The 24283-nt window shown below is 71.0% G+C and carries 15 protein-coding genes; 3 read left to right on the top strand and 12 right to left on the bottom strand.

Annotated elements, in window-relative coordinates; translation table 11 throughout:
* Window positions 1–643: 643 nt before the first annotated feature.
* From ACWIHY_RS25880 to ACWIHY_RS25865, 4 genes are all read right to left on the bottom strand, one after another.
* Window positions 644–3370 (bottom strand): bifunctional FO biosynthesis protein CofGH, encoded by a 2727-nt coding sequence (locus ACWIHY_RS25880; protein ID WP_454378075.1) that lies wholly within the window; start codon window positions 3368–3370, stop codon window positions 644–646.
* Window positions 3367–4158, bottom strand: coding sequence for an HAD family hydrolase (locus ACWIHY_RS25875; RefSeq protein ID WP_454378074.1), 792 nt, complete (start codon window positions 4156–4158; stop codon window positions 3367–3369). The genes ACWIHY_RS25880 and ACWIHY_RS25875 overlap by 4 nt, the downstream gene beginning before the upstream one ends.
* Before the next feature lie 1744 nt (window positions 4159–5902).
* Window positions 5903–6079 (bottom strand): hypothetical protein, encoded by a 177-nt coding sequence (locus ACWIHY_RS25870; RefSeq protein ID WP_454378073.1) that lies wholly within the window; start codon window positions 6077–6079, stop codon window positions 5903–5905.
* Window positions 6080–6230: 151 nt separating this feature from the next.
* Window positions 6231–7076 (bottom strand): LLM class F420-dependent oxidoreductase, encoded by an 846-nt coding sequence (locus ACWIHY_RS25865; protein WP_454378072.1) that lies wholly within the window; start codon window positions 7074–7076, stop codon window positions 6231–6233.
* Window positions 7077–7343: 267 nt separating this feature from the next.
* On the opposite strand from ACWIHY_RS25865, the gene ACWIHY_RS25860 reads away from it, so the two are divergent.
* Window positions 7344–8885 carry a CehA/McbA family metallohydrolase gene (locus tag ACWIHY_RS25860; protein WP_454378142.1) on the top strand — a complete coding sequence of 514 codons (1542 nt, stop codon included), beginning with the start codon at window positions 7344–7346 and terminating at the stop codon, window positions 8883–8885.
* A gap of 250 nt (window positions 8886–9135) precedes the next feature.
* Here the strand turns inward: ACWIHY_RS25860 and ACWIHY_RS25855 are convergent, their stop codons facing one another.
* From ACWIHY_RS25855 to ACWIHY_RS25825, 7 genes are all read right to left on the bottom strand, one after another.
* Complete coding sequence (locus ACWIHY_RS25855) at window positions 9136–10713, bottom strand: APC family permease (protein WP_454378071.1); 1578 nt, start codon at window positions 10711–10713, stop codon at window positions 9136–9138.
* A 226-nt stretch (window positions 10714–10939) separates the two neighbouring features.
* Window positions 10940–12409 (bottom strand): aldehyde dehydrogenase family protein, encoded by a 1470-nt coding sequence (locus ACWIHY_RS25850; protein WP_454378070.1) that lies wholly within the window; start codon window positions 12407–12409, stop codon window positions 10940–10942.
* Window positions 12406–14148 carry an N-acyl-D-amino-acid deacylase family protein gene (locus ACWIHY_RS25845; protein ID WP_454378069.1) on the bottom strand — a complete coding sequence of 581 codons (1743 nt, stop codon included), beginning with the start codon at window positions 14146–14148 and terminating at the stop codon, window positions 12406–12408. The genes ACWIHY_RS25850 and ACWIHY_RS25845 overlap by 4 nt, the downstream gene beginning before the upstream one ends.
* Before the next feature lie 305 nt (window positions 14149–14453).
* Window positions 14454–15584, bottom strand: coding sequence for an LLM class flavin-dependent oxidoreductase (locus ACWIHY_RS25840; protein ID WP_454378068.1), 1131 nt, complete (start codon window positions 15582–15584; stop codon window positions 14454–14456).
* 94 nt (window positions 15585–15678) lie between these two features.
* Window positions 15679–16464 carry an SDR family NAD(P)-dependent oxidoreductase gene (locus ACWIHY_RS25835; protein ID WP_454378067.1) on the bottom strand — a complete coding sequence of 262 codons (786 nt, stop codon included), beginning with the start codon at window positions 16462–16464 and terminating at the stop codon, window positions 15679–15681.
* Between the two features lie 39 nt (window positions 16465–16503).
* Window positions 16504–17451: an LLM class F420-dependent oxidoreductase gene (locus ACWIHY_RS25830; RefSeq protein ID WP_454378066.1), complete on the bottom strand. Its 948-nt coding sequence runs from the start codon at window positions 17449–17451 to the stop codon at window positions 16504–16506.
* Between the two features lie 545 nt (window positions 17452–17996).
* Complete coding sequence (locus ACWIHY_RS25825) at window positions 17997–19235, bottom strand: amidohydrolase family protein (protein WP_454378065.1); 1239 nt, start codon at window positions 19233–19235, stop codon at window positions 17997–17999.
* A gap of 171 nt (window positions 19236–19406) precedes the next feature.
* Here ACWIHY_RS25825 and ACWIHY_RS25820 point away from each other — a divergent pair, with 171 nt between their 5' ends.
* Together ACWIHY_RS25820 and ACWIHY_RS25815 are read left to right on the top strand one after the other, a co-directional pair.
* Window positions 19407–22391, top strand: a complete 2985-nt coding sequence (locus ACWIHY_RS25820; RefSeq protein ID WP_454378064.1) for an AfsR/SARP family transcriptional regulator — start codon at window positions 19407–19409, stop codon at window positions 22389–22391.
* Window positions 22392–22607: 216 nt separating this feature from the next.
* Complete coding sequence (locus tag ACWIHY_RS25815) at window positions 22608–22772, top strand: hypothetical protein (RefSeq protein WP_454378063.1); 165 nt, start codon at window positions 22608–22610, stop codon at window positions 22770–22772.
* 469 nt (window positions 22773–23241) lie between these two features.
* On the opposite strand, the gene ACWIHY_RS25810 is transcribed toward ACWIHY_RS25815, so the two are convergent.
* Window positions 23242–23997 (bottom strand): helix-turn-helix domain-containing protein, encoded by a 756-nt coding sequence (locus ACWIHY_RS25810; protein ID WP_454378062.1) that lies wholly within the window; start codon window positions 23995–23997, stop codon window positions 23242–23244.
* Between the last annotated feature and the right edge of the window lie 286 nt (window positions 23998–24283).

The raw sequence follows: 24283 nt of genomic DNA, 5'->3' as shown, positions 1-24283 counted from the left end.
CTCCGGGTATTCGGACGAGGTGACCGTCGCCTTCTCCGGATTGGCGTCGTCGTACACGAACTCGCAGACGGAGCCGTCACCGTCAGAGCTCCAGGGCGACTTCGCCTGGCCGTCGTCGGAGCGGACCCGCCAGGAGACCACCGTGTTCGCCGGAACGTCGAACGGGAGCCACCACCGGGCCGTGGCACCGGACAGGTGCGTCGTCGCCGACGTGAAGGACCTGCGCTGCTCCGCACCGTCCTCCCCTGTCCACCACGCCTCGAACTCGGCCTGCACGCGGTTGGCCGCACCGGGACTGTCGTCCTCCGCCGGGTCGTGCACCACAGCGCTCAGTGTCGGTGACGCGTCTGCGACGTAGGCGCGGTCCGCACCCGCCGCACACGGCTTCGTACCCACGAGGAGGTCCTTCGTCAGCGGCGTGGCCGGCGGCAGGTTGTCAGCCGCCAGCGCCGCCCCCGGGGCGGTCAGGACTGCAGCGACGACGAGCGCTCCCGTCGTGAACAGTCTCGGACCGGTGCGTCTGGGCAAGGGTTCCCTCTCCTGTAGAGCCCGCTGGTCTGGCGGGTCGCAGGAGAGTAGCAACGACAACCGACATACACGTCCGAATATTGGCCCCCTCAACCGGCCGTCATGCCCGTCGAGTTCACTCCAGTACCGGCAGCAGCTCCGGAAGGTGTCCGTCCGACGCGGCTGCCGTCCGTTGGCGCTCCTGCGGTACGTCGCCGTAGAGCGTCGTCCGCGGCTTCGAGGGGCGGCCCGCCGCGTCCGCGATCGCGACAAGGTCCTGGACGGAGCGGTACGAGCCGTAACTGGAGCCCGCCATTCGGGAGATGGTCTCCTCCATCAGCGTTCCTCCGAGGTCGTTCGCGCCGGAGCGCAGCATCTCGGCGGCGCCCTCCGCACCCAGCTTGACCCAGCTGGTCTGGATGTTGGTGATGTGCGGGTGGAGAAGGAGGCGGGCCATGGCCGTGACGGCGCGGTTGTCGCGGTCCGTCGGGCCCGGGCGTGCGATGCCGGCCAGGTAGACGGGCGCGTTGGTGTGGATGAAGGGCAGGGTGACGAACTCCGTGAAGCCGCCGGTCTCCTGCTGGATGCGGGCCAGGGTGCGCAGGTGGCCGAGCCAGTGACGCGGCTGGTCGACGTGCCCGTACATCATGGTCGACGAGGACCTGATGCCGAGCTCGTGCGCGGTCTTCACGACCTCGATCCAGGTGGCGGTCGGCAGCTTGCCCTTGGTGAGGACCCAGCGCACTTCGTCGTCGAGGATCTCGGCGGCGGTGCCGGGGATGGAGTCCAGCCCGGCCTCCTTCGCCGCCGCCAGCCACTCGCGGATCGACATGCCCGTGCGGGTGGCGCCGTTCACGACCTCCATCGGGGAGAAGGCGTGGACGTGCATGCCAGGGACGCGCTCCTTCACGGCGCGCGCGATGTCGAAGTACGCCGTGCCGGGGAGATCGGGGTGGATGCCGCCCTGCATGCACACCTCGACCGCGCCGACCTCCCACGCCTGCTCGGCCCGGTCGGCGACCTGGCTGAGGGAGAGGGTGTAGGCGTCGGCGTCGGTACGCCGCTGGGCGAAGGCGCAGAAACGGCAGCCGGTGTAGCAGACGTTGGTGAAGTTGATGTTGCGCGTGACGATGTACGTGACGTCGTCGCCGACCATGTCACGGCGCAGCTCGTCGGCGATGCGGGTGAGGGCGTCCAGGGCGGGCCCGTCCGCGTGCAGGAGCGCGAGCGCCTCGTCGTCGGTGAGCCCGGTGGGGTCGTCTGCGGCCTGGTTCAGGGCCTGGCGTACGTCGGTGTCGATGCGCTGGGGCACCATCCCGGGGACGGCGGCCTCGCGCAGCGCGTCCCAGTCGCCGTACACGTCGTCGAAGTCGTCACGGCGGTCGGCGGTGCGGCCGGTGGTGTCGATCGTGCGGTGGAGGTCGGTGCGGCCGGTGCCGGTCGCTGACGCCGCCGGGTTGAAGCCCTCGTCGGGCTCCTGCCAGGGCAGCCCGGTCGGCCGTACGTCCTGCCGCGCCAGCCCGGTCTCCGGATCGGCGAGTGCCCGTACGTGCGGGACGAGCCGGGGGTCCAGCCAGGGCTCGCCGCGCTGAATGAACTCCGGGTAGATAGTGAGCCGTTCGCGCAGCTCGAAGCCGGCGGCGGCGGTCTTCGCTGCCAGCTCGTCGATGTGCGGCCAGGGACGCTCGGGGTTCACGTGGTCGGGAGTGAGGGGCGAGACGCCGCCCCAGTCGTCGATGCCGGCGCCGATGAGGAGGGCGTACTCCTCATCGACGAGGTTGGGCGGCGCCTGAATGCGGGCGCTCGGCCCGAGGATGTGGCGCGCCACCGCGATGGCGGCGGCCAGCTCCTCCAGCTCGGCGTCGGGCATGCCGCGCATGGCGGTGTCCGGCTTGGCGCGGAAGTTCTGGACGATGACTTCCTGGATGCCGTGGTAGGCGCGGGCGGTCTTGCGGAGCTCGAAGAGGGAGTGGGCGCGCTCTTCGTACGTCTCGCCGATGCCGATGAGGAGCCCGGTGGTGAACGGCACGTTGGAACGGCCGGCGTCCTCAAGGACCCGCAGCCGTACGGCGGGCTCCTTGTCGGGGGAGCCGTGGTGCGGGCCGCCGGGCTCGGACCAGAGGCGGGTGGCGGTCGTCTCCAGCATCATGCCCATGGAGGGGGCGACGGGCTTGAGCCGCTGGAGGTCGGTCCAGGACATGACGCCGGGGTTGAGGTGCGGCAGCAGCCCGGTCTCCTCCAGGACCCGGATGGCCATGGCGCGGACGTACGCGAGGGTGTCGTCGTACCCCTCGGCCTCCAGCCACTCACGCGCTTCGGGCCAGCGTTCCTCGGGGCGGTCGCCGAGCGTGAAGAGGGCCTCCTTGCAGCCCATCCCGGCGCCGCGCCGGGCGATGTCGAGGACCTCGTCCGGGGAGAGGAACATGCCGTGGCCGGCGCGGCGGAGCTTCCCGGGGACGGTGACGAAGGTGCAGTAGTGGCACTTGTCGCGGCACAGGCGCGTCAGCGGGACGAACACCTTGCGCGAGTACGTGATGACGCCGGCCCGCCCCACGGCGTCCAGCCCGGCGTCGCGCACACGCGCGGCGGAGCCGGCGAGGTCCCGGAGGTCGTCACCGCGCGCCTGGAGGAGCACGGCGGCCTCGGCGGCATCGAGCGCGACACCGTCCCGGGCCCGCTTGAGGGCGCGGCGCATGCTGTTGGGGGTGGGTGCGGGGGTAGGGGCGGGGGCGGCGCTGCCGCTTCCGCTGCCGCGTTCGTTGCCGCGTCGGTTCGCGCGCTCGTTGCCGCTTTCGTTCGCGTTCCCGTTCCCGTTCGCGTTCCCGTTCGCGTTCCCCTGCGGTGCGCTCGCGCTCGTCGTCATGCGTCCGAGCATACGAGCGCACAACGGCATGGTCCTCTTTGCGGAGGGGCCGACAGAAAGGCGGCGATGTCGTGGGCCGCGTCCCGGAGGCTCGTGAAGTGGCGGTGCACACCGTCCACGGCGGTGGCTGTGTTCACTCCCCATACGGTCATGCCGGCCCGCAGCCCGGCCTGTACGCCGGAGGGGGCGTCCTCGACGACGAGGCAGTTCTCCGGCCGAGCGCCGAGACGGGCTGCGGCCAGCAGGTAGGGGGCGGGGGACGGTTTGCCCTCCGCGACCCCGGCGGCGTCCACGACGACCTCGGGAACGGGCAGTCCGGTACGGGCGAACCGCCCCCGCACGCGGTGCTCGTAGTTGGAGGTCACGAGAGCCCAGGCCCCGGCCGGCATCCCGCGCAGGAGCTCGGCGGCACCGTCGTACGCGGCGTACTCCCCGGACCGTACGTCCTCGTCCTCCAGCGCGTGCAATGCGGCCAGGCACTCGTGCGGGTCCTCGGCGGGGGCGACGACAGCGAAGGTCTCCATCGGCCGCGTCCGCAGCGCGACGCGATACACCTCGCCGGGGTCCACCCCGTACCGCCGGGCCCAGTCGCCCCACACCCGGCGCTGGTTGTCGAGGGCGTCGATCACGGTGCCGTCGACGTCGAAGAGGACGCAGCGCTTGGTGCAGTTGGGGGTGGCGGGGGAAGCGGGAGGGGTGGGAGCGGTAGGCGAGGTGGGCGTGAAGAGCGAGGTGGGCGTGAAGACGGTGGTTGAGGTGGGTGTCGCGGGGTCGGTGGGGGCGGTCACATCACGATCATGCCAGCGTCACGGAAGGGGGCCGGGCGCGCCCTGGGGCTGCGGTTGCTTCTGGCGTGGGGGCCGCCTTGGCTAAGGGTGGCGTCGGAGGCCCGGCCCTCAAGGGCGCTCCTTTGTCGCGTCGCCTGCGGCGATTGCGCTTCGCTCCACCCTTGACCGCCGAACCTCCGCCGCAATGCTTAAGGGGGGCGGCCCCGGGGGAGCCCACGGGTCAAGCTCGGCAAGTGGCTGGTGGTGCGTTGCCGGACGGCGGGTCTGTGAGTGGGGCGCGCTCTGTTTCGGGGGCCGCTCGGCCCCTGGCTCAGCGGGTGCGGGAACGGTCGTTGGTGCGACACCCGCATTCCTCCGCACACGCGCACCCGGGCCGGTGGACAGCCGATCGCGATGGACGACCTGCGGGCCAGTGGGTGTGCGGGCGGGGCGCGACAGTTGAATGGGGCGACTCGGGCGAGTGTGGCGTCCACCCCCACCGGTGATCGGTTGAGTGCAAGCTGGCTGCCGGTGTGAGTGGGTGGGTGGGTGGGTGGGTGGGTGGGTGGTGAGGCACCGTCCGCACAGGGGCCACGCTGCCGCCGTGGGTGGAAACACTCCCGTGACGGCAGGAAGCGACACGGCTGTGACCGGTGGGGCTGGAGAGACGTTACCGATCACCAAGTGCCGGGTTAATCGCAATCCGGCCTCCGGCGCCCGGTGCGGGAGCGACCGAACCGCACCAACGCCGAAAGTGGACCCTGCCAAGCTCCACCAACTCGCCCTCCCCGCCAGCTTGTCGAGCGCGGAGGGGCCGGTGGGGCTGGTGTGGTGTCAGCAGGCATCACATGTCGGGTCCGGTTCACCCCAAGCCCACGCCGAGTGGTTGCTATGCGACTAACCCAGCACGTGACGCGCCCTCGCAGCCTTCCGATGCGCCGAAAAAGGGGCAAAGTGGGCGTGCTTGTTCGTCTTCTGCCGGGTTCGTCGCATCCGCCGGGGCCGGGCACCTCCAACCACCCCACCGGCCCCACCGGCCCCACCGAGGCCGCCGAAAGCCCCACCATCCGGAAGCCGTCCGGTCGGATCACATCGGTCCGAGCCACCGGCAGGACCACAAAGCCCCCGGACGCCCTTCCACCCACCAAGCCCGGCCACGTGCTTGTGGCCCGACCGGCCACCGGCGGGGGCGGACGCCGAACCGGCACGAGTCCCCCCATGCAACTGCCGCGCACCACCCGCATCGCCATGAGTCCGCAGGTCAGCCTGCCCAGTCAGCCGCCCACCGGCCAGGGTGCGCGCGTGCGGAGGAATGCGGATGCCGCACCAACAACCGTTCCCGCACCCGCTGAGCCAGGGGCCGAGCCGCCCCCGAAGGAGAGTGCGCCCCACCCACACACCCGACAGTCACCAATCCCACCCGAGCCGCTCCCCCACCTGCCGTGCAGGGCGTTTTTCTTTGGGCCGTCCCCGTATAAGCGTTAGCGGTGGGCCGGGGTGGTGGGTCAAGGGTGGGCCGCAGGCCCATCGCGCAGCGACGCGACGCAGGAGCGCCCTTGACGCGCCACCCCGGCCCACCGACACTCAAGCGCCCAGGGACGGCCCGAAACCCCCAGCAGCGATCCGACACCGCGACTTCCGACACGGCGTAGTTCCGACACCGCCAAGCCCCACCCCGCCCGGCAGCCCGCAGCCAGCCAGCAGTCGGCAGCCGGGCAGCCAGCTCCAGCAGTTGGCTGCCCGGCCGCCGGGCCTCGTCAGTCGCTCACGGTGTCGACATCGAGCTGAAGACCACGAATCCCAGCACCATCCCGAGGGCCAGGCCGACGCCCGCGACGATCAGGCCCGTGACCGCGAGCGGTTCGTCCTTGGACTTGGCGATCCCGCCGAAGACCAGGCCCAGGATGCCGAACAGCGGCGGACAGAAAAACAGTGCTACCACGCCGAAAATGATCGCGACGATACTGAATGGACTTTTCTGCACGTGCGTTCCTCTCCCCCGAGGTGCCGGCCCAGCGGCCGGGCGCTGACCATGCCGGATGGCCAAGGTAGCGGCGCCCGCGCGCCCGGCACAGAGGGGCGGACGGATCTCGTCAGATAAACCTCGCGTACTCATCAAGTACGCGAAGCACCTCTGCCTCCCCCGCCGGCGGTAGTTGCAGCACCAGCTCCGTGATGCCCAGGTCCGCGTAGTGCGCCATCTTGCCCGCACTCGGCCTCACCGCGTACGGAATCACCTGCAGCGCCTCCGGGTCCCGGCCCGCCTCCTCCCACGCCGTACGCAGCACCGGCACCGCCTCCGTCAGGCCCCGCCCACCGATCGGCAGCCACCCGTCCGCGTACTCCGCGATGTGCGCGAACAGTTTCGGTCCCGCCGCCCCGCCCACCAGCGTGCGCGGCCCGGCCACCGGGCCGCGCGGCTTCTGCGCCGGCTTCGGGTGGGCGTACGACGCCCGCACCGACCCGAACTCCCCCTCGTACGCCGTCGGTTCCTCCGCCCACAACGCCCGCATCAGCGCCATGCGGTCCCATGTCCGCTCGCGACGCGTGGTCCACTCCACGCCGTGGTCCGCCGCCTCCTCCTTGTTCCAGCCGTAGCCCACACCGAGCGTGAACCGGCCGCCGGAGAGATGGTCCAGGGTCGCGACCTGCTTCGCCAGGTCGACCGGGTCGTGCTGGGCCACCAGCGTGATGCCGGTGCCGAGACCGAGCCGTTCGGTTACTGCGGCGGCCTGGCCGAGGGCGACGAAGGGGTCGAGCGTCCGGCCGTACTCGCGCGGGAGTTCACCGCCCGCCGGGTACGCCGACTCGCGCGACACCGGGATGTGGGTGTGCTCGGGCAGATACAGGCCGGCGAAGCCGCGCTGCTCCAGCTCGCGGGCGAGCCGTACCGGCGTGATCGTCTCGTCGGTGAGAAAGATCGTGGTGGCGATGCGCATGCGGGAGCTCCTCGTCGTCATCGTCGTCGTGCTGGTGATCCAGGACCACTGGTGTGCGCCGGACTGCGTCCCCTGGTGGGCGCCGAACGACATCCCCCGATGAGCGCCAAACTACGTCCTGCCGGCCCGTCCGCGCACCGGCCGGACGGCGAAACGGCATCGGAGACGTCGGCTGCCGCGCCCCTTCCGTTGCCGGGGAGTTCACGGCTCAATACCAGGGTCCCAGTACACGTGGATACACCCCTGGGAGAGGCCGGCATGACCGACATGACGGGTCCGACGACCGGACCGACCACCAAACCGACCACCAAACCGACGCGACGCGGACTGTTCGCGACCGGCGCCGCTGCCGCCCTTACCTTGGGAGGCGTGAGCTTCGCGAATGCCGCACCCCCCGGCGGCGAGGAGACCAGGACCGTACGCGGCACGCTCCCGCCCGGGTCGCCCGACTACGTCTACCTTCCCGTCGAAGTCCCGCGCGGGGTGCGGGAGATCGCCGTCTCGTACACGTACGAGAGGACTCCCGTGCCCCCCGGCACCCAGGGCAACGCCCTCGACATCGGCATCTTCGACGAGCGTGGCACCGACCTGGGCGGCCGCGGCTTCCGTGGCTGGTCCGGCGGAGCGCGGTCGGAGTTCTTCGTCCGCGCCGACGCCGCGACGCCCGGGTACATCCCCGGCCCCGTCCGGGCGGGCACCTGGAACATCGCGCTGGGCCCGTACACGACCGCCCCCGAAGGGCTGCCGTACGCCGTGACCGTCACCCTCCGGTACGGCGCCCCGGGCACCGCCCCCGTCGCCGTCCACCCGCCCGAACGCGCGAAGGGGCGGGGCCGCGCCTGGTACCGGGGCGACTGCCATCTGCACTCCGTGCACTCCGACGGCAGGCGCACCCCGGCCGAGATCGCCGCGGCCGCCCGTGCCGCCGGGCTCGACTTCATCAACACCAGCGAACACAACACCCACTCCTCCCACACCGCCTGGGACGGCCTGTGGGGCCCCCACCCCGACGGCGAACTGCTGATCCTCACCGGTGAGGAAGTCACCACCCGCAACGGTCACGTCGTCGCCGTCGGCACCGACCCGGGCACCTTCGTCGACTGGCGCTACCGCGCCCGCGACAACCGCTTCGGGCACTACGCCCGCGAGATCCGCCGCGCGGGCGGGCTCGTCGTACCGGCGCATCCGCACGCCACCTGCATCGGGTGCAACTGGAAGTTCGGGTTCGGGGACGCCGACGCGGTGGAGGTCTGGAACGGCCCGTACACCCCCGACGACGAAATCGCGCTCGCGTCCTGGGACAACTCGCTCGCCGCCGTCGGAGGCCGCGGCTGGACTCCGGCCATGGGCAACAGCGACGCCCACCGAGAGCCGCAGCTCGTCGGCATGCCGCAGACGGTGGTACTGGCCGACGACCTGACCCGCGAGGCCGTTCTCGACGGCATCCGCGCGGGCCACTCGTACATCGCCGAGTCCTCCGCCGTGTCGCTCACCTTCGGCGCCTCGGGCGGCCGCGCCCGCCACGCGGGCATCGGCGACCGCCTGGACGTCACCGCCGGCACCCCCGTCACCGTCCGCCTGGAGGTCACCGGCGCCCCCGGTTGCACGGCCCACTTCGTCACCGACCAGGGCACGCTCCACACCGCCGCCCTGCCGGAGTCAGGCGCGGGCGCTGTGGAGTGGCGTACGACACCGCAGTACGCGACGTACGTACGCGCGGAAGTCCGCCACGCGCCGAAGGTGCCCGGCCTGCCGGGAGCCCTGGCGGCGCTGACCAACCCCGTCTTTCTGGGGGCAGCCGTACGCTGATTCGCTCCCGTTTCTGCCGACCGCGCCAGTAGGGGGGCACGGGAGGGCTACGGGGCGCAGGACCGGCGCGCCGGCCCGCCCGGCGCCGGAACTGCGACCGCTGCCCCGCCACCCGGCCACCCCGCAACCCGCGACGCACCACCCAAAGAGGTCAGGGGGAGCCGGATTCGGCTCCCCCTGACCTGCGACTCAGATGGGTCGGTCCGGGCTTCGCGGACCCGACGGGCTCGGCCAGGACCGATGCATCGGCTCAGTCCTCGACGACCATCGCCGGGGTCTCCTTCGTCAGCACCTCGCCGCGGAAGAACGCCGGGCTGCGGCGCTGCATCATCAGCATCAGGACCACGCCGAGCAGCAGCAGTCCGACACCGATGACGAAGACCGAGCCGACACCGAAGACGGCGGAGCCGCTGCCGTACGCCGGGTCCCACATGTCGTACAGCGTCTTGCCGAACACCGCGGTCAGCAGGACGCCACCGAGGACCGGGCACAGGCCCTTGTAGACGAAGTCACGGCCGGAGCGGAACAGGTCGCGGCGGAAGTACCAGGCGCAGGCGAAGGCCGTGATCGAGTAGTAGAAGCAGATCATCAGACCGAGGGCGTAGATCGTGTCGACCAGGACGTTCTCGCTGACGAGGGTCATCACCGTGTAGAAGACGCCGGTCGCGACGCCCGCGACGACCGTGGCGCGGCCCGGAGTCTTGAAGCGCTGGTGGACCTTGGCGTACGACGCCGGCAGGGCCTCGTAGGCGGACATCGCCAGGACCGTGCGGGCGACCGGGATGAACGTGGTCTGCAGGCTGGCCGCCGCCGAGGCGAGGACCGCGATGAAGAGCAGGATGCCGAGGGCCGGGCCCATGACGGGTCCCGCGAGGGCGGCGAAGACGTTGTCGGAGGTGTCCGGGTTGGCGAGGCCGAGGCCCTTGTCGCCGGAGCCGACGGCCATCTGGGCGGCGATGCCGGTGGCCAGGTACGACGCGACCAGGACGACCATCGCGACGAGGGCGGCGCGGCCGGGGGTCTTCGTGCTGCCGGTGGTCTCCTCGTTCGCGGTCAGGCAGGCGTCCCAACCCCAGTACATGAAGATCGACAGGGAGAGGCCGGCCGTGAAGGCCGCGAAGGACTGGACGGCGAACGGGTTCATCCAGGACCAGGAGAAGTCCAGGCCCGTGTCGAAGGTGCCGCTGCCGGCCTTCTGGAAGGCCATCGCCACGAAGATGGCGAGGACCAGGAGCTGGAGGCCGACCAGGGCGTACTGCACGCCCTTGGTGGCGGTCATGCCGCGGTAGCTGATCGCCGTCGCGGCGGCGATCAGCGTCAGACAGGTGAGGATGTGGACGGCCTTGTCGTCGTCCAGGGCGGCCACCGATTCGCTGCCCGTGACCTCACCGGCGAGCAGCCAGAAGTACGAGGTCGCGACGCCCGCGAGGTTGGAGAGGACGATGATCGTCGCGATCACCAGGCCCCAGCCGCACATCCAGCCGATGCGCGGGCCGAACGCCTTCACGGTCCAGGTGAAAGAGGTGCCGCAGTCCGGCATGACCTTGTTGAGCTCGCGGTACGCGAAGGCGACCAGCAGCATCGGCAAGAAGCCGGCCAGGAAGACGGCCGGCATCTGGAGGCCGACCTCGCCCGCCGTGGAGCCGAGGGTCGAAGTGAGGCAGTAGACGGGAGCGACCGTCGAGATGCCGATGACGGCGCTGCCCGTCAGGCCGACGGAGTTGCCTCCGAGGCCCTTCCTGCGTACGCCGCCTGTGGCGTCGCCGCCCTTGGCGTCGACGCCCCTTACCGTGTCTCCGGCCTGGGGCCGTGCATCCACCTGAGTCATAGGCGGGACGTTAGCCCGTGCGTTTTCCACATCCGGAGGCAAACGATCCGCTCAAAGATCCTTGAATTCGGCGGTTCCGAGCACCCAATTGGTTGCGGATTGAAGGTTCTCACGGAATCGAGAGCGATCATTGCCAGGCGGCATACCAATACTTCCGAGGTGCGGAAATCGCAACACCATCCGATATGCCCGTTTCAAAAGTTTCCCGTACGTCTTTCGGGAGGGCTCATCCGGTCCAGACGATCGCCTGCGTCTCGCTGTACGCGTGCAGCGCGTACGAGCCGACATCCCGCCCCACACCGCTCTTCTTGAAGCCGCCGAACGGCGCCTCCATGTTGCGCCCGACGGTGTTCACCCCGACCCCGCCCGCGCGCAGGCGCCGCGCCACCCGGAACGCCCTGGCCACATCGCCGGACCAGACGTAGTCGATGAGCCCGTAGTCGCTGTCGTTGGCGAGCGCGATGCCCTCCTCCTCGTCCCCCTCGAAGGGCACGACCACGACGACGGGCCCGAAGATCTCCTCGCGGACGACACGCATGTCGTTCGTACAGTCGGCGAAGAGCGTCGGGGCCACGTAGAAGCCCTTCTCGTACGCGGGCCTGCCGCCACCCGCGACCAGCCTCGCGCCCTCCTTCCTGCCCAGCTCGATGTACGACTCGACACGGTCGCGATGGGCTGCGGAGATCACCGGGCCGACGACCGTGTCCATGGCGGCCGGGTCGCCGACCCTCATGAAGCCGAGGTAGCCGGTCAGCTTCTCGACGAGCCGGTCGTAGATCCCGCGCTGGGCGATCACGCGCGTCGGCGCCGTACAGATCTGCCCGCTGTAGAAGGAGAACGTCGTGCCGATGCCCATGACGGCGGAGTCGAGATCCGCGTCGTCGAAGACGACTGCCGCGCCCTTCCCGCCCAGCTCCATGAGCTGGCGCTTCATACCGCGCCCGCAGACCTCGGCGATGCGCTGCCCGACAACCGTCGACCCGGTGAAACTGACCATGTCGACGTCCGGCGAGTCGACGGCGGCCTCACCGGCGGCGGGCGAAGAGCCGGTGACGACGTTCACGACGCCCGGCGGCACTCCGGCCTCCGCCAGCGCCGCCGCCATGCGGTAGACGGACAGGGGGTCCTGCGGGGCGGGCTTCACGACGACGGTGTTGCCCATGGCGAGCGCGGGCGCGACCTTGCCGGCCGCGTTGGCCCAGGGGTTGTTGTACGAGGTGACACACGTGACCACGCCGACCGGCTGGCGCACGGCGAGCGCGCCGAAGACCCCGGCCTTCCCCATCGCCCCCGCCGGATTCACCTGCGGCGGCAGCCCCGTCTCGACGGGCTCCAGCGCCCCGCGCGCGTACCGCCGGAAACGGGCGGCGGCGACGCCGACCTGTATGCCGAGAGCGGTCGCGGCCGTGGCTCCGGACTCGGCACGGGCGAGGTCGGCGTGCGCCGCCGCGTCGCGCTGGATCAGATCCGCCGCCCGGTCGAGGATCGCGGCGCGCTCCTGTGGGGCGGTCCGGGACCAGGCCGGGAAGGCGGCCCTGGCGGCGGAAGCGGCGGCGTACACCTGCTCGCGGCTCGCCTCGGGGGCGAGCCCGACCACTTCCTCGGTGGCCGGGTTGATCACCTCGTAGTGGCCGCCGTCCGGCGCGGTCCACTCGCCGCCGATGAACAGCCGCTGCGGCCGGTCGCCGTCCCTCACTTCGTCGCCACCGTCCTCGTGTCCCGGCCCGAGCGCAGCACCGTGCCCGGCACCGCCCCCGTGACCTGATCGTCCCGTATCGCCTCGACGCCGTTGACGCGTACGGACACGACGCCGATCGCCTTCGAGTCGAGCCGCGGGCTGTCGCCGGGCAGGTCGTGCACGAGCGTGGCCGGTCCCGCCGCGATCCGCTCCGGGTCGAAGAGGACGAGGTCCGCGTGGAAGCCCTCCTCTATACGCCCGCGCTCACGCAGCCCGAAGAGCTGGGCCGGGTCGTCCGTCAGCATCTTCACGGCCTGCTCAAGCGGCACGAGCCTGCGCCCGCGCAGGCAGTCGCCGAGGAAGCGTGTGGTGTACGGCGCCCCGCACATCCGGTCCAGATGCGCCCCGGCGTCGGAGCCCCCGAGCAGGACGTCCTCGTTCCGCCAGGTGCGCTGCCGCAGTTCCCAGCTGGCGGGGTCGTTGTCGGCGGGCATCGGCCACAGGACGGTGCGCAGGTGGTCGTTGGCGCAGATCTCCACGAGGCAGTGGAAGGGTTCCTGGCCGCGTTCGGCGGCGATGTCGCCCACGACGCGTCCGCCGAGGCCCTCGTTGGCGTCGGAGTAGGTGTCGCCGATGACGTACCGGTCGAAGTTGGCGAGCCGCCGGAAGACCCCGGCCTCCTTGCTGTCGGCTCGGCGGAGCATGTCCCGCCGTACGTCCGGGTCGCGCAGTTTCTCGATGCGCTCGGGCACGGGGAGGCCGAGGATGTCGCCCCAGCCGGGTATCAGGTTGAGGGCGCAGAACGTGCCGAGCGACATGTTCATGGGGGTCAGAATCGGCATGGTCAGCGCGACGATCCGGCCACCGGCCTGCCGGGCGCGTTCGCTCGCGCGCAACTGGCGCGGGACGCGTTCGGGGACGGCCGCGTCGATGGTCAGTACGTTCCAGTTGAGGGGGCGGCCTGCGGCGGTGGTCATGTCGACGAAGAGGTCGATCTCGTCGTCCGTGAACTGGTCGAGGCAGCCGGCGACGATCGCCTCCAGCTGCGTGCCCTCGTGCTCGCCGACGGCGCGGGAGAGGGCGATGAGCTCGGCGGGGCCCGCGTGGCGGGAGGCGACGGGCCGGCCGTCGCCGTCGGAGTGGGTGGACGACTGGGTGGTGGACAGCCCCCACGCGCCGGCGTCCATCGCGTCGTGGAGGAGCTGGATCATGTGCGCCAGCTGCTCCTCGGTCGGGGCCGCGCCGCTGACGGCCTCGGCGCCCATGACGTGGCGGCGCAGCGCGCAGTGGCCGACCATGAAGCCGGCGTTGACGGCGATGCGGCCTTCGAGGGCGTCGAGGTACTCGCCGAAGGTGTGCCAGTTCCAGGGGGCGCCCTCTTCGAGTGCGACGAGGGACATGCCCTCGACCTTCGACATCATGCGGCGCGTGTAGTCGGCGTCCTCGGGGCGGTCGGGGTGCAGGGGCGCGAGGGTGAAGCCGCAGTTGCCACCGGCGACGGTCGTGACGCCGTGGTTGAGGGACGGGGTGGCGTACGGGTCCCAGAAGAGCTGGGCGTCGTAGTGGGTGTGGGGGTCGACGAAGCCGGGGGCGAGGACGAAGCCTTCGGCGCTCTCGGACGTACGGGCGGGCTCGTCGACGGTGCCCGGCGCGGCGACGACGGCGATGCGGCCTTCGCGGATGCCAACGTCGGCGACGTACGCGGGGGCGCCGGTGCCGTCCACGACGGTGGCTCCGCGGATGAGGTGGTCGAGCATGGCGGTCCCTTCGGGGGAGGGGAGTGGGTGATTCGGTCCGCGGCGAGGCGCGTGCGCGGGGCCGGTCGGTCCGGGTGACGGGCGGGTGGGCGGTACGGGTGACGGGCGGGTGGGCGGCGGGTGTGTCCGCCGCGCGGCGGCCTTCCCCTGCCCGCCCCTTCCCGGACTGCGGTGATCCCTCAGGCCCCGGACGCCCTGCGGGCGTGTCCTCAAAGGCCGGTCGGGCTGCATTTGCCCGCTCAGCGGGCAACTTCAGTCCGACCGGGTCGAGGACCGGGTGCAAGGCGGCGCCCCGGACCGGTTGTTCAGGACGCCGTCGCCGCCCCGCGGAACCGGGTCGTGCGGTGAACCGGGTCCGTGTCGATCTTCGGGATGACGTGCTCACCGATCAGCTTGATCGTCGTCTTCGTGTCCTCGGGCGACACCCCGATCGGCAGCCCGAACGACAGCTGGTCCGCCCCCGCCTGCTCCCACCGCTTGCACTGGCGGAACACCTCGTCCGGGTCCCCGCAGATCATCAGCTCCTCGGCGATGAGCAGCTCGATGATCTCCGTCGAGTACTCCGGGAGCAGCTCCGGCCACTCCGGAATCCCCTCCGGCCGCGGAAACGTGTCGTGGTAGCGGAAGAGCAGCGACTGCAGGTAGTTCAGCCCACCGCTCACCGCGATCTCGACCGCCTTCTCGTGCGTCTCCGCGCAGATCGCCGTCGATGTCACCATCACGTTGTCGTTGACGAAGCCCCCGATCGGCTCCGCCTCCTTCACCGCGTTCTTGTACGACTCGACGACCCACTCCATGTCGGAGACCTTCTGGACGCTGAAGCCCAGCACGCCGAGCCCCTTCTTCCCCGCCATGGCGTACGACGAGGGCGACCCGGCGGCGTACCACATCGCCGGGTGGGACTTCCCGTACGGCTTGGGAAGGATCTTCCGCGGGGGCAGCGACCAGTGCTTGCCCTGGAAGCCGACGTACTCGTCCTGGAGCCACATCTTGGGGAACTCGGAGATCGTCTCTTCCCAGATCTCCTTGGTGTGGTTCATGTCGGTGATGCCCGGCATGAAGCCGAGGATCTCGTGGCTGCCGGCTCCGCGCCCCGAGCCGAACTCGAACCGTCCCTCCGAGAGGTGGTCCAGCATCGCGACCTTCTCCGCGACCTTCACCGGATGGTTGACCGGCGCCAGGGGGTTGAAGATGCCCGAGCCGAGGTGGATGCGGTCCGTGGCGTGCGCGAGGTATCCGAGGAAGACGTCGTTCGCGGAGAGGTGCGAGTACTCCTCCAGAAAGTGGTGCTCGGAGGCCCAGGCGTACTTGAAGCCGGACTTGTCCGCCTGGATGACGTACTCGGTCTCCTCGATCAGCGCCTTGTGCTCCGCCTCGGGGTCGGCCTTGGCACGCGCGGCCGGCACGTACCCCTGTACAAAGAGCCCGAATTCCAAGGTACTTCTCCTTCGGAGAAACTGACACACCGTCAGTTATGGATGTGCACGACTGTTCCACTGCCCCTTCGGACCGTCAATAGCTGATACATCGTCAGAAAAGGCTGACGCCTGCCAGCCATCCCCCGTCGATGACGAACGGCTGTCCCGTGATGTACGACGAGTCGTCCCCGGTCAGGAACAGCGCCAGCGCCGCCACCTCCTCCGGCTGCCCGATCCGCCCCATCGGCACGAGCTTCCTGTAGAGCTCGTCCACGCCGGCCTTCGCCGCCACCGGGTCGGCCGTCGGATCCAGCGCCGCCGGGTTGGTCATCGCGGTGTCCACGGCTCCCGGGCACACGGCGTTGACCCGGATCTTCTTCGCCGCCAGCTCCACGGCCGCGACCCGCGTCAGGCCGAGAACGGCGTGCTTGGTGGCGGCGTACGCGCCGACGAAGGCCATGCCCGTCAGGGCCGTGTACGACGCCGTGTTGACGATCGTGCCGCCGCCCGCCGCCTCGATCTCCGGCGCCACCGTCCTGATCCCCAGGAACGCGCCGACCTGGTTGACCTGCACCACCTGCTGGAACTCCTCCAGCGGGGTGTTCACCAGCTCGTTGAAGCGCAGGATCCCCGCGTTGTTGACCAGGCCGTCGACCTTCCCGAAGGTCTCTCTCGCGACCGCCACGGCAGCGATCCAGTCCGCCTCCCGGCTCACATCCAGATGGACGTACGTCGCGGCGCTCTCGCCCAGCTCCTTCGCGAGCGCCTCGCCCTGGTCGTCCAGCACATCGGCGAGCACCACCTTCGCGCCCTCCGCCACGAAGAGCCGCGCCTCCTGCTCGCCCTGCCCGCGCGCCGCGCCCGTGATGACGACGACGCGCCCGTCCAGCTTTCCCATGGGAGCACCCACTCCTTCTCCGCTGCTCAGGCATCCGCTTCAGTCGTTGAGGTGTGGAGCGACCTCGGCGCCGAAGGCCGCCATCTGATCGGTCAGTTCACTCAGGCTCCTGTTGCGGAACCGCACCTGGATCTGGTCGACGCCCATCGCCCGGTAGGCACGCAGCGACTCGGCGAGGCGGGCCGGCTTCCCGGACAGCGTGCGCCGCCCGACGTCCCAGGACGCGTCGCCGACGTACAACGGCTCGGTGATCGCACCGACCTCCATCGGGTCGGCGACACCCGCTTCCGCCCTGGTCCGCCTCAGCTTCGCGATCTGCGCCGGAAGACGATCGCGCGGATCGCCCTGCGGCAGCCACCCGTCCCCCCTCACCGCCGCCCGGCGCACGGCCGCGGGCGAGGACCCGCCGACCCACAGCGGCACCTGCCGCTGTGCGGGCCGGGGCCGCTGCCCCAGCCCGCTGAATGAGAACCGCTCCCCGGCGAACTCGGGGTACTCCTCCTCCCCCAGCGCCGCCCGCAGGGCGTCGATCGTCTCGTCCAGCACGCCGCCCCGCCCGGCGAAGTCCGCCCCGAGCGCGTCGAACTCCTCCCGCACATGCCCGGCTCCCACCCCGAGGACCAGTCGGCCGCCGCTCAGGTGGTCGAGCGTCGCGTACTGCTTGGCCGTGGCCAGCGGATGCCGGAGCCCGACGACGGCCACGTGGCTCAGCAGCAGCACGCGCTCGGTGACGGCGGCGAGGAAGGCGAGGGTGGCCACCGGGTCGTACCAGACGGTGCTCATGGCCCCCGCAAGCCGCCGCGGGATCGCCACGTGGTCGCAGCTCGCCAGGTAGGCGAAGCCGGACCTGTCCGCGGCCCTGGCCACCTCGACGAGCTCCCCGGGCCCGGCCTCCGCCTCCCACGTCTCCGCGTAAATGGTGCTCTGCGACTGAACCGGGAGCTGCATCCCGTACGACAGCCGCCCTTCGGGCAAGACCCGCGCCATGAGGACTCCTCGGAGCTGATGACCCGTCACTGGCGGACGGCAAGGCCATCGTCATACCTGACGACCCATCAGACAAGAGGCCGGGACGGGCGGCCCGCCCGGCTTCGGAGGCAGCGCCGGTCAGGCGACACCAGTCGCACGCGGACCGTCTTGCCGCAGTGCCGGCGGAGGAACCAGGTGATCTCCCCGCCGAGGTCCCGCACGACGCGCAGGCCGCGTCACGAATCGGCCGTGTACGGCTCCGACGCGCAAGCCGCGATCAACCGTGCCCGGCGGGCTCTGCCTCCCCACTGGCGGTGACTTGAGCTTCGGGGGACGAGGGTCTGTTTTGCAGGGAATGGGCCGGGGGGAACTACCCGCCCACCCTCGTTGGCCGTGGGGACCGCCCTGAACAGACCCTCCGAGGCCGGCCACCTGCGCCGCGTCTGCCGGAGCGAGCCCCGCGCGCCCGACCGGCCCGGGGACGGGCTGCCCGCCGAGGTCGTACGAGGCAAGGCGGCCCGGCTGCGGGACACGGTGCGGGCCTACAGATTCAGGCCGCCGTCTCAGCGCTGTGGGCGAGCGCCCGCGCCCGCCCACAGCCCGTCCTCCGTCAGCCCCAGCAGGTCGATCGCGTTGCGCCGTACGATCCGGTCCACCACGTCCGGGTCCAGGTGGCCCATCTGCTGCTCGCCGACCTCCCGGGACTTGGGCCAGGTGGAGTCGGAGTGCGGGTAGTCGGTCTCGTACAGGACGTTCCCCACTCCGATCGCGTCGAGGTTCCTCAGGCCGAAGGCGTCGTCGAAGAAGCAGCCGTAGACGTGCTCGGTGAAGAGCTCCGAGGGCGGGCGCAGCACCTTGTCGGCGACGCCGCCCCAGCCCCGGTTCTCTTCCCAGACGACATCGGCGCGCTCCAGGATGTACGGGATCCAGCCGATCTGTCCCTCGGCGTACATCACCTTCAGGTTCGGGAAGCGCTCGAACTTGCCGCTCATCAGCCAGTCGACCATCGAGAAGCAGCAGTTGGCGAAGGTGATCGTCGAGCCGACCGCCGGCGGGGCGTCGGCCGAGGTCGACGGCATCCTGCTGGACGATCCGATGTGCATCGCGACGACCGTTCCGGTCTCGTCGCACGCGCGCAGGAAGGGGTCCCACGCGTCGGTGTGGACGGACGGCAGGCCGAGGTGCGGGGGTATTTCGGAGAACGCTACGGCGCGGACGCCGCGCGCCGCGTTCCTGCGGACCTCGGCGGCGGCGAGCTCGGCGTCCCAGAGCGGGATGAGGGTGAGGGGTATGAGACGGCCGCGGGCGTCGGGGCCGCACCACTCCTCCACCATCCAGTCGTTGTACGCCCGGACGCCGAGCAGCCCCAGCTCGCGGTCCTTGGCCTCGGTGAACGTCTGACCGCAGAAGCGCGGGAAGGTGGGGAAGCAGAGGGCCGACTGGACGTGGTTGACGTCCATGTCGGCGAGTCGGTCGGGGACGGAGAAGGACCCGGGGCGCATCTGCTCGTACGTGATGACTTCCAGCCTGATCTCGTCCCTGTCGTACCCGACGGCCGTGTCCAGCCTGGTCAGTGGGCGGTGCAGGTCCTCGTACACCCACCAGTCGCCGACCGGACCGTCGTCGCCCTTCGCGCCCATCACGGGGGCGAACTTGCCGCCCAGGAAGGTCATTTCCCTCAGGGGGGCGCGGACGACGCGGGGACCGGAGTCCCGGTATTTGGACGGGAGCCGGTCCCGCCAGACGTGGGGGGGCTCAACCGTGTGGTCGTCCACCGAGATGATCTTGGGGAAGGTCTCCATGCGATCCACGGTAGCGCTGATCTGACGATCCGTCAGCTAGTAGGTGGTGGGTGGGTAATGGGTAGGCCCCTTCCGGTGCTGACGCATTCGCCATGGACAAGGCAAACTGACTGTTGCGACTGAGCGGTAGGGCAGACCGCTGGCGGCAGCAGAGGCAGTAGGGGGAGTGCGATGGACGGCGTACCTCGGGTACCGGAGCAGCGGGCTCCGGCTTCCGGTCCGGGTCCGCAGCCCGACGGGGACACCCGGCACGAGAAGCAGCGGCAGCAGCCCGAGGCGGTGCGCTTCAGCGTGCTCGGCCCCGTCCGCGCCTGGCGGGGCGCCGAATCCCTCAACACCGGCTCGCCGCAGCAACGTGCCCTGCTCGCCGCGCTCCTGCTCCGCGACGGCCGCACCGCCACCGCGTCCGAGCTGATCGACGCGATCTGGGGCGAGGATCCGCCGTCGCAGGCCCTGGCGGCGGTACGGACGTACGCCTCCCGGCTGCGCAAGGCGCTGGACCCGGGGACGCTGGTCAGCGAGTCGGGCGGGTACGCGATCAGGGCGGGCGCCGACACCCTCGACCTGGCCGTCGCGCAGGAGCTGGCCGCCGACGCGGAGAAGTCCCGCGCGTCCGGCGACCGCTGCCAGGCCCGCACGCTGATCAACAAGGCGCTCGGCCTGTGGGACGGCGAACCGCTGGCGTCGGTCCCGGGACCGTACGCCGAGAACCAGCGGGCCCGCCTGGAGGAGTGGCGGCTCCAGCTCACCGAGACCCGCCTCGACCTGGACCTGGAGGTCGGCTGCCACGCGGAGGCGATCTCGGAGCTGACCGCGCTGACGGCGGCGCACCCGCTGCGCGAGCGCCTGCGCGAGCTTCTGATGCTCGCCCTCTACCGCAGCGGGCGCCAGGCGGAAGCCCTCGCGGTGTACGCCGACACGCGCCGCCTCCTCGCCGACGAGCTGGGCGTGGACCCGCGCCCGGAGCTCGCCCAGCTCCAGCAGCGCATCCTGGAGGCCGACGCGGACCTGGCCCGGCCGGTGGAACCGGCGCCGTCGGCGGCCCCGGCGGTCGTACGCCCCGCCCAGCTCCCCGCGACCGTGCCCGACTTCACGGGGCGCGCGTCGTTCGTACGCGAGCTGGGGGACCGCCTGGCCACCGCCGAGACGAGCGTCATGGCGGTCTCGGCGCTGGCGGGCATCGGCGGCGTGGGCAAGACGACGCTCGCGGTGCACGTGGCGCACGCGGCCCGCTCCCACTTCCCGGACGGCCAGCTGTACGTCGACCTGCAGGGCGCCGGCCAGCGCGCGGCCGAGCCGGAGACGGTCCTGGGCTCGTTCCTGCGCGCCCTGGGCACCCCGGACACCGCCATCCCCGACACGCTGGACGAACGCGCGGCGCTCTACCGCTCGACCCTCGACGGCCGGCGCATCCTGGTCCTGCTGGACAACGCCCGCGACGCCTCGCAGATCCGGCCCCTGCTCCCCGGCACGACGGGCTGCGCCGCGCTGGTGACGAGCCGGGCGCGGATGCTGGATCTGGCCGGGGCGCACCTCGTCGACCTGGACGTCATGTCCCCCGAGGAGGCGTTGCAGCTCTTCACGAGGATCGTGGGAGCCGAGCGGGTCGCCTCGGAGCGGGAGGCGGCGCTCGACGTCGTGGGCGCGTGCGGCTTCCTGCCCCTGGCCATCCGCATCGCGGCCTCGCGCCTGGCGGCCCGCCGGACGTGGACGGTCTCGGTGCTGGCGGCGAAGCTGGCGGACGAACGCCGCCGCCTCGACGAACTCCAGGCCGGCGACCTGGCCGTGAAGGCCACCTTCGAGCTCGGCTACGGCCAGCTGGAGCCGCAGCAGGCCCGCGCCTTCCGCCTCCTGGGCCTGGCGGACGGCCCGGACATCTCCCTGGCCGCGGCGACGGCCGTACTGGACCAGCCTCTCCAGGAGACGGAGGACCTCCTGGAATCCCTGGTCGACACGTCCCTCCTGGAGTCGGCGGCCCCCGGCCGCTACCGCTACCACGACCTGGTCCGCCTCTACGCGCGTGCGTGCGCCGAACGCGACGAACAGCCCCCGGTGGAGCGCGAACTGGCGCTGTCGCGCCTGCTGGACTTCTACCTGGCTACGGCGGCGACGGTGTACGCGCTGGAGCGGCCCGGGGACCGGCTGGTGGACCACCTGGAGCCGACGGGTCGGGCGGGGGTGCACTTCACCGAGCGCCACCGAGCTCTCGACTGGCTCCACGCCGAGGCCGAATGCATTCTCGCCTGCGCCCAGCAGTCCACGGATCACGCTTCGGTCCAGCGGGCCGTGGACCTCCTGCTGGCCGCGAAGGACCTGTCGGAGTCCGGGGCGAACTTCCGGCGGTACGAGCACGCGACGCACACGGTGCTCGGAGCGGCACAGCGCTTGAAGAACCATCGGGCGGAGGGTCGCGCCCGCACCGTCCTGACGAACGTGTTCCACATCGCGGGCCGATTCGACGAGGCCGAGACGGAGGCGGAGGGCGCGATGGCGCTGGCCGCCGGAGATCCGATTCCCAGCGGCTACGCCCCCAACCTCAGGGGATTCATCGCGATCTACCAGAAGCGTTACAGCGAGGCGGAGAAGTACCTGGGTCTGGCGATAGAGAATTTCCGGGCCGACGGAAACCGGCCGAGTGAGGCCAGCGCCCTCTGCAACCTCTCGCGAGCGCACTTGGCCATGGGCCGCACGACCAGCGCGGTCGCGCTGGCCAAGCAAGGTGTCGAGATCTACGACCAGCAGGGCCTCACGCTGCGCCTGGCGAACGGGCGCTACGCGCTCGGCATCGCCCTCACCCAGGCCGGGCAGTTCGGCGAGGCGCTCGATCAACTGACCTACGCGCTGGGCATTTTCCACGAGAACCGTCAGCCCCTGTGGGAGGGCGTGACCCACTTCCGGCTCGCCGAGCTGCACCTGGCGGCTCATCGCCCCACCATGGCCGCGGCGCACGCCGAGCAGGCGATCGCCCTGCGCGGCATCGGAGGCGAATGGCGCCGTGGCACGGTGCTGACCGTACTGGGCAAGGCGCTCGACCGCCTGGGCCAGGTGGACCGGGGCCGGGCCTGCTGGGGTGAAGCACTGGCGATCTTCGAAGGGCTCGGGTCCCCGGAAGCGGACGAAGTACGCACGCTCCTGACCACGGTGAACGCGGCCTGACCGCGCCCCAGCGGCAGGCGTTCATCGTTCGTTTATCGCGACCCGCCACTCTCATGCATATCGATCCGTCGCGTCGGGGGGCAGACGGATCGGCGCAGGGCCGAACAACTAGGTTGAACGGATAAGTTGAACGGCCCCCAGCCCGTCCGGCGACCCTCGGGGGAGTTGCCGGGCGGGCTCACATCACCGTTTTCGCCGACACACCTTGGAGCGACGATGAGCGACGCAAAGCAGCCGACGGGCAGCCCCAAGCCGCTGGACGACCACATGTCCGGCACCGAGAAGGACATCGTGAAGCCGCTGGACGACCACATGTCCGGGGCCGAGAAAGACGTCGTGAAGCCGCTGGACGACCACATGTCGAGCGAGCCGGTCAACTAGGACTGCATTCGACGGGGAACGGCCGCGGTGGCGCGGAGGGGGAGCCACCGCGGCCGCCGCATGTCCGCCCCGGGCTCGAGACCTCCCTGCACGCCCGCACCACCTGCAGTCCAGCCTCGTGCACGTCAACACGCTGCTGCAGCAGGGTCCCGTCCGAGCCCGCGTGGGCATCGCGGCTGACGGCCGAGGACCGGCGTGGCCCGACCGCACTCTCATGGCCGAACGTGAACCCCTGCGGCACCTTCCGTCTGGACATGGAGTCCGGCTCGACCTGGGGGCGGCCCCGGCCGTGCCCCGCTCCCGTACCCCGCGGATGCCGCCACCCGATCAGTCACGGAACTGCGCTGAAGAACGTGCCGGCCTCACCGACCCCTGCACGAACGAGGCCGCCCGGCGGGCGCGTGACGGGGTCGGCTCGGGTTGAAGGTTCCGGCGCGGCACCACTGACCGTGGCCATCGGGACGGCTGTCTACCCGCGACCCGAGCGTGGCTCGGCAATGCCGCCCGAGGCCGCTTCGGGCTTCGTGTGGAGGATCTCGCGGGCCTGCTCCGCGGCGCGGGAGATGCTCTCGCTGACGAAGTCGAGGAAGCGGGCGACGTTCTCCAGGCGCGTGGCGGCCGGGGTGTCGGGGCCGAGGACTCCGACGCCCTGCCGTGCGATCTCGACGATCCGGGCGGTGGACCGGGCGCTGGCGATCATCGACTGGTACCAGATGTCGTCGTCGACGACGTAGCGCTCGCGGCGGCGTTCGTCGCGTTCCCGGCGGACGAAGCCCTGACTCTCGAGGAACGTGATCGCTTTGGAGACGGACGCCGGGCTGACCTGAAGGCGCTGGACCAGTTCGGACGCGGTGAGGCTGCCGGTGTCGGTGAGGGTGAGGCAGGCCATCACCCGGGACATCATCGTGGGCATGCCCGAACCCATGAGGACGGTGGTGAACGTCTCCTCGTACTCGCGCACCGCCTCGGCGTCGCGTCCGTGGGCCTGCGGCGGCGCCGCCGTCCCCCGGGGCGTGGCCTGCCTGCGCCGGTGGGCGCGGCGTTCGGTGGCACGGTGGGCGAGGTCGGCGCGGTAGGCGGTCGGGCCGCCGTTCCGCATCACCTCACGGGTGATCGTCGAGGTGGGGCGGTCGAGACGTCTGGCGATCTCCGCGTAGGCGAGGCTGTCGGCCAGCCCCAGCGCGATCTGCCGGCGTTCCTGCTGAGTGAGTCTGCCTCCCGGCATCGCGGCCTCCTTCGTTCTCATTGGTGCCTCCAGCATAGCGTTCACCTTCAATCCATTGCAACAAACAGGAGTCTGTCATTGCATTAAACTCCACACCGTTGCAACGATCTTATGGCTTCCACCTGCGGTGATGTGCATTCCGCGCAACGAACTCATTGCGGCACACGGGAACGCAACGTAGCGTTTCTTTCATCAGAAACAACGAGTCGCAGGAGAACACGATGCAGAAGTTCGACACCCCCGCCCCGATCTCCGCCGTCCTCGACATCCCCGCCGGGCGCGTGCA

The organism is Streptomyces sp. NPDC055287 (genome assembly GCF_053646035.1).
The sequence above is the reverse complement of the archived record's forward strand: the minus strand, read 5'-3'. Positions and strand labels throughout refer to the sequence as shown.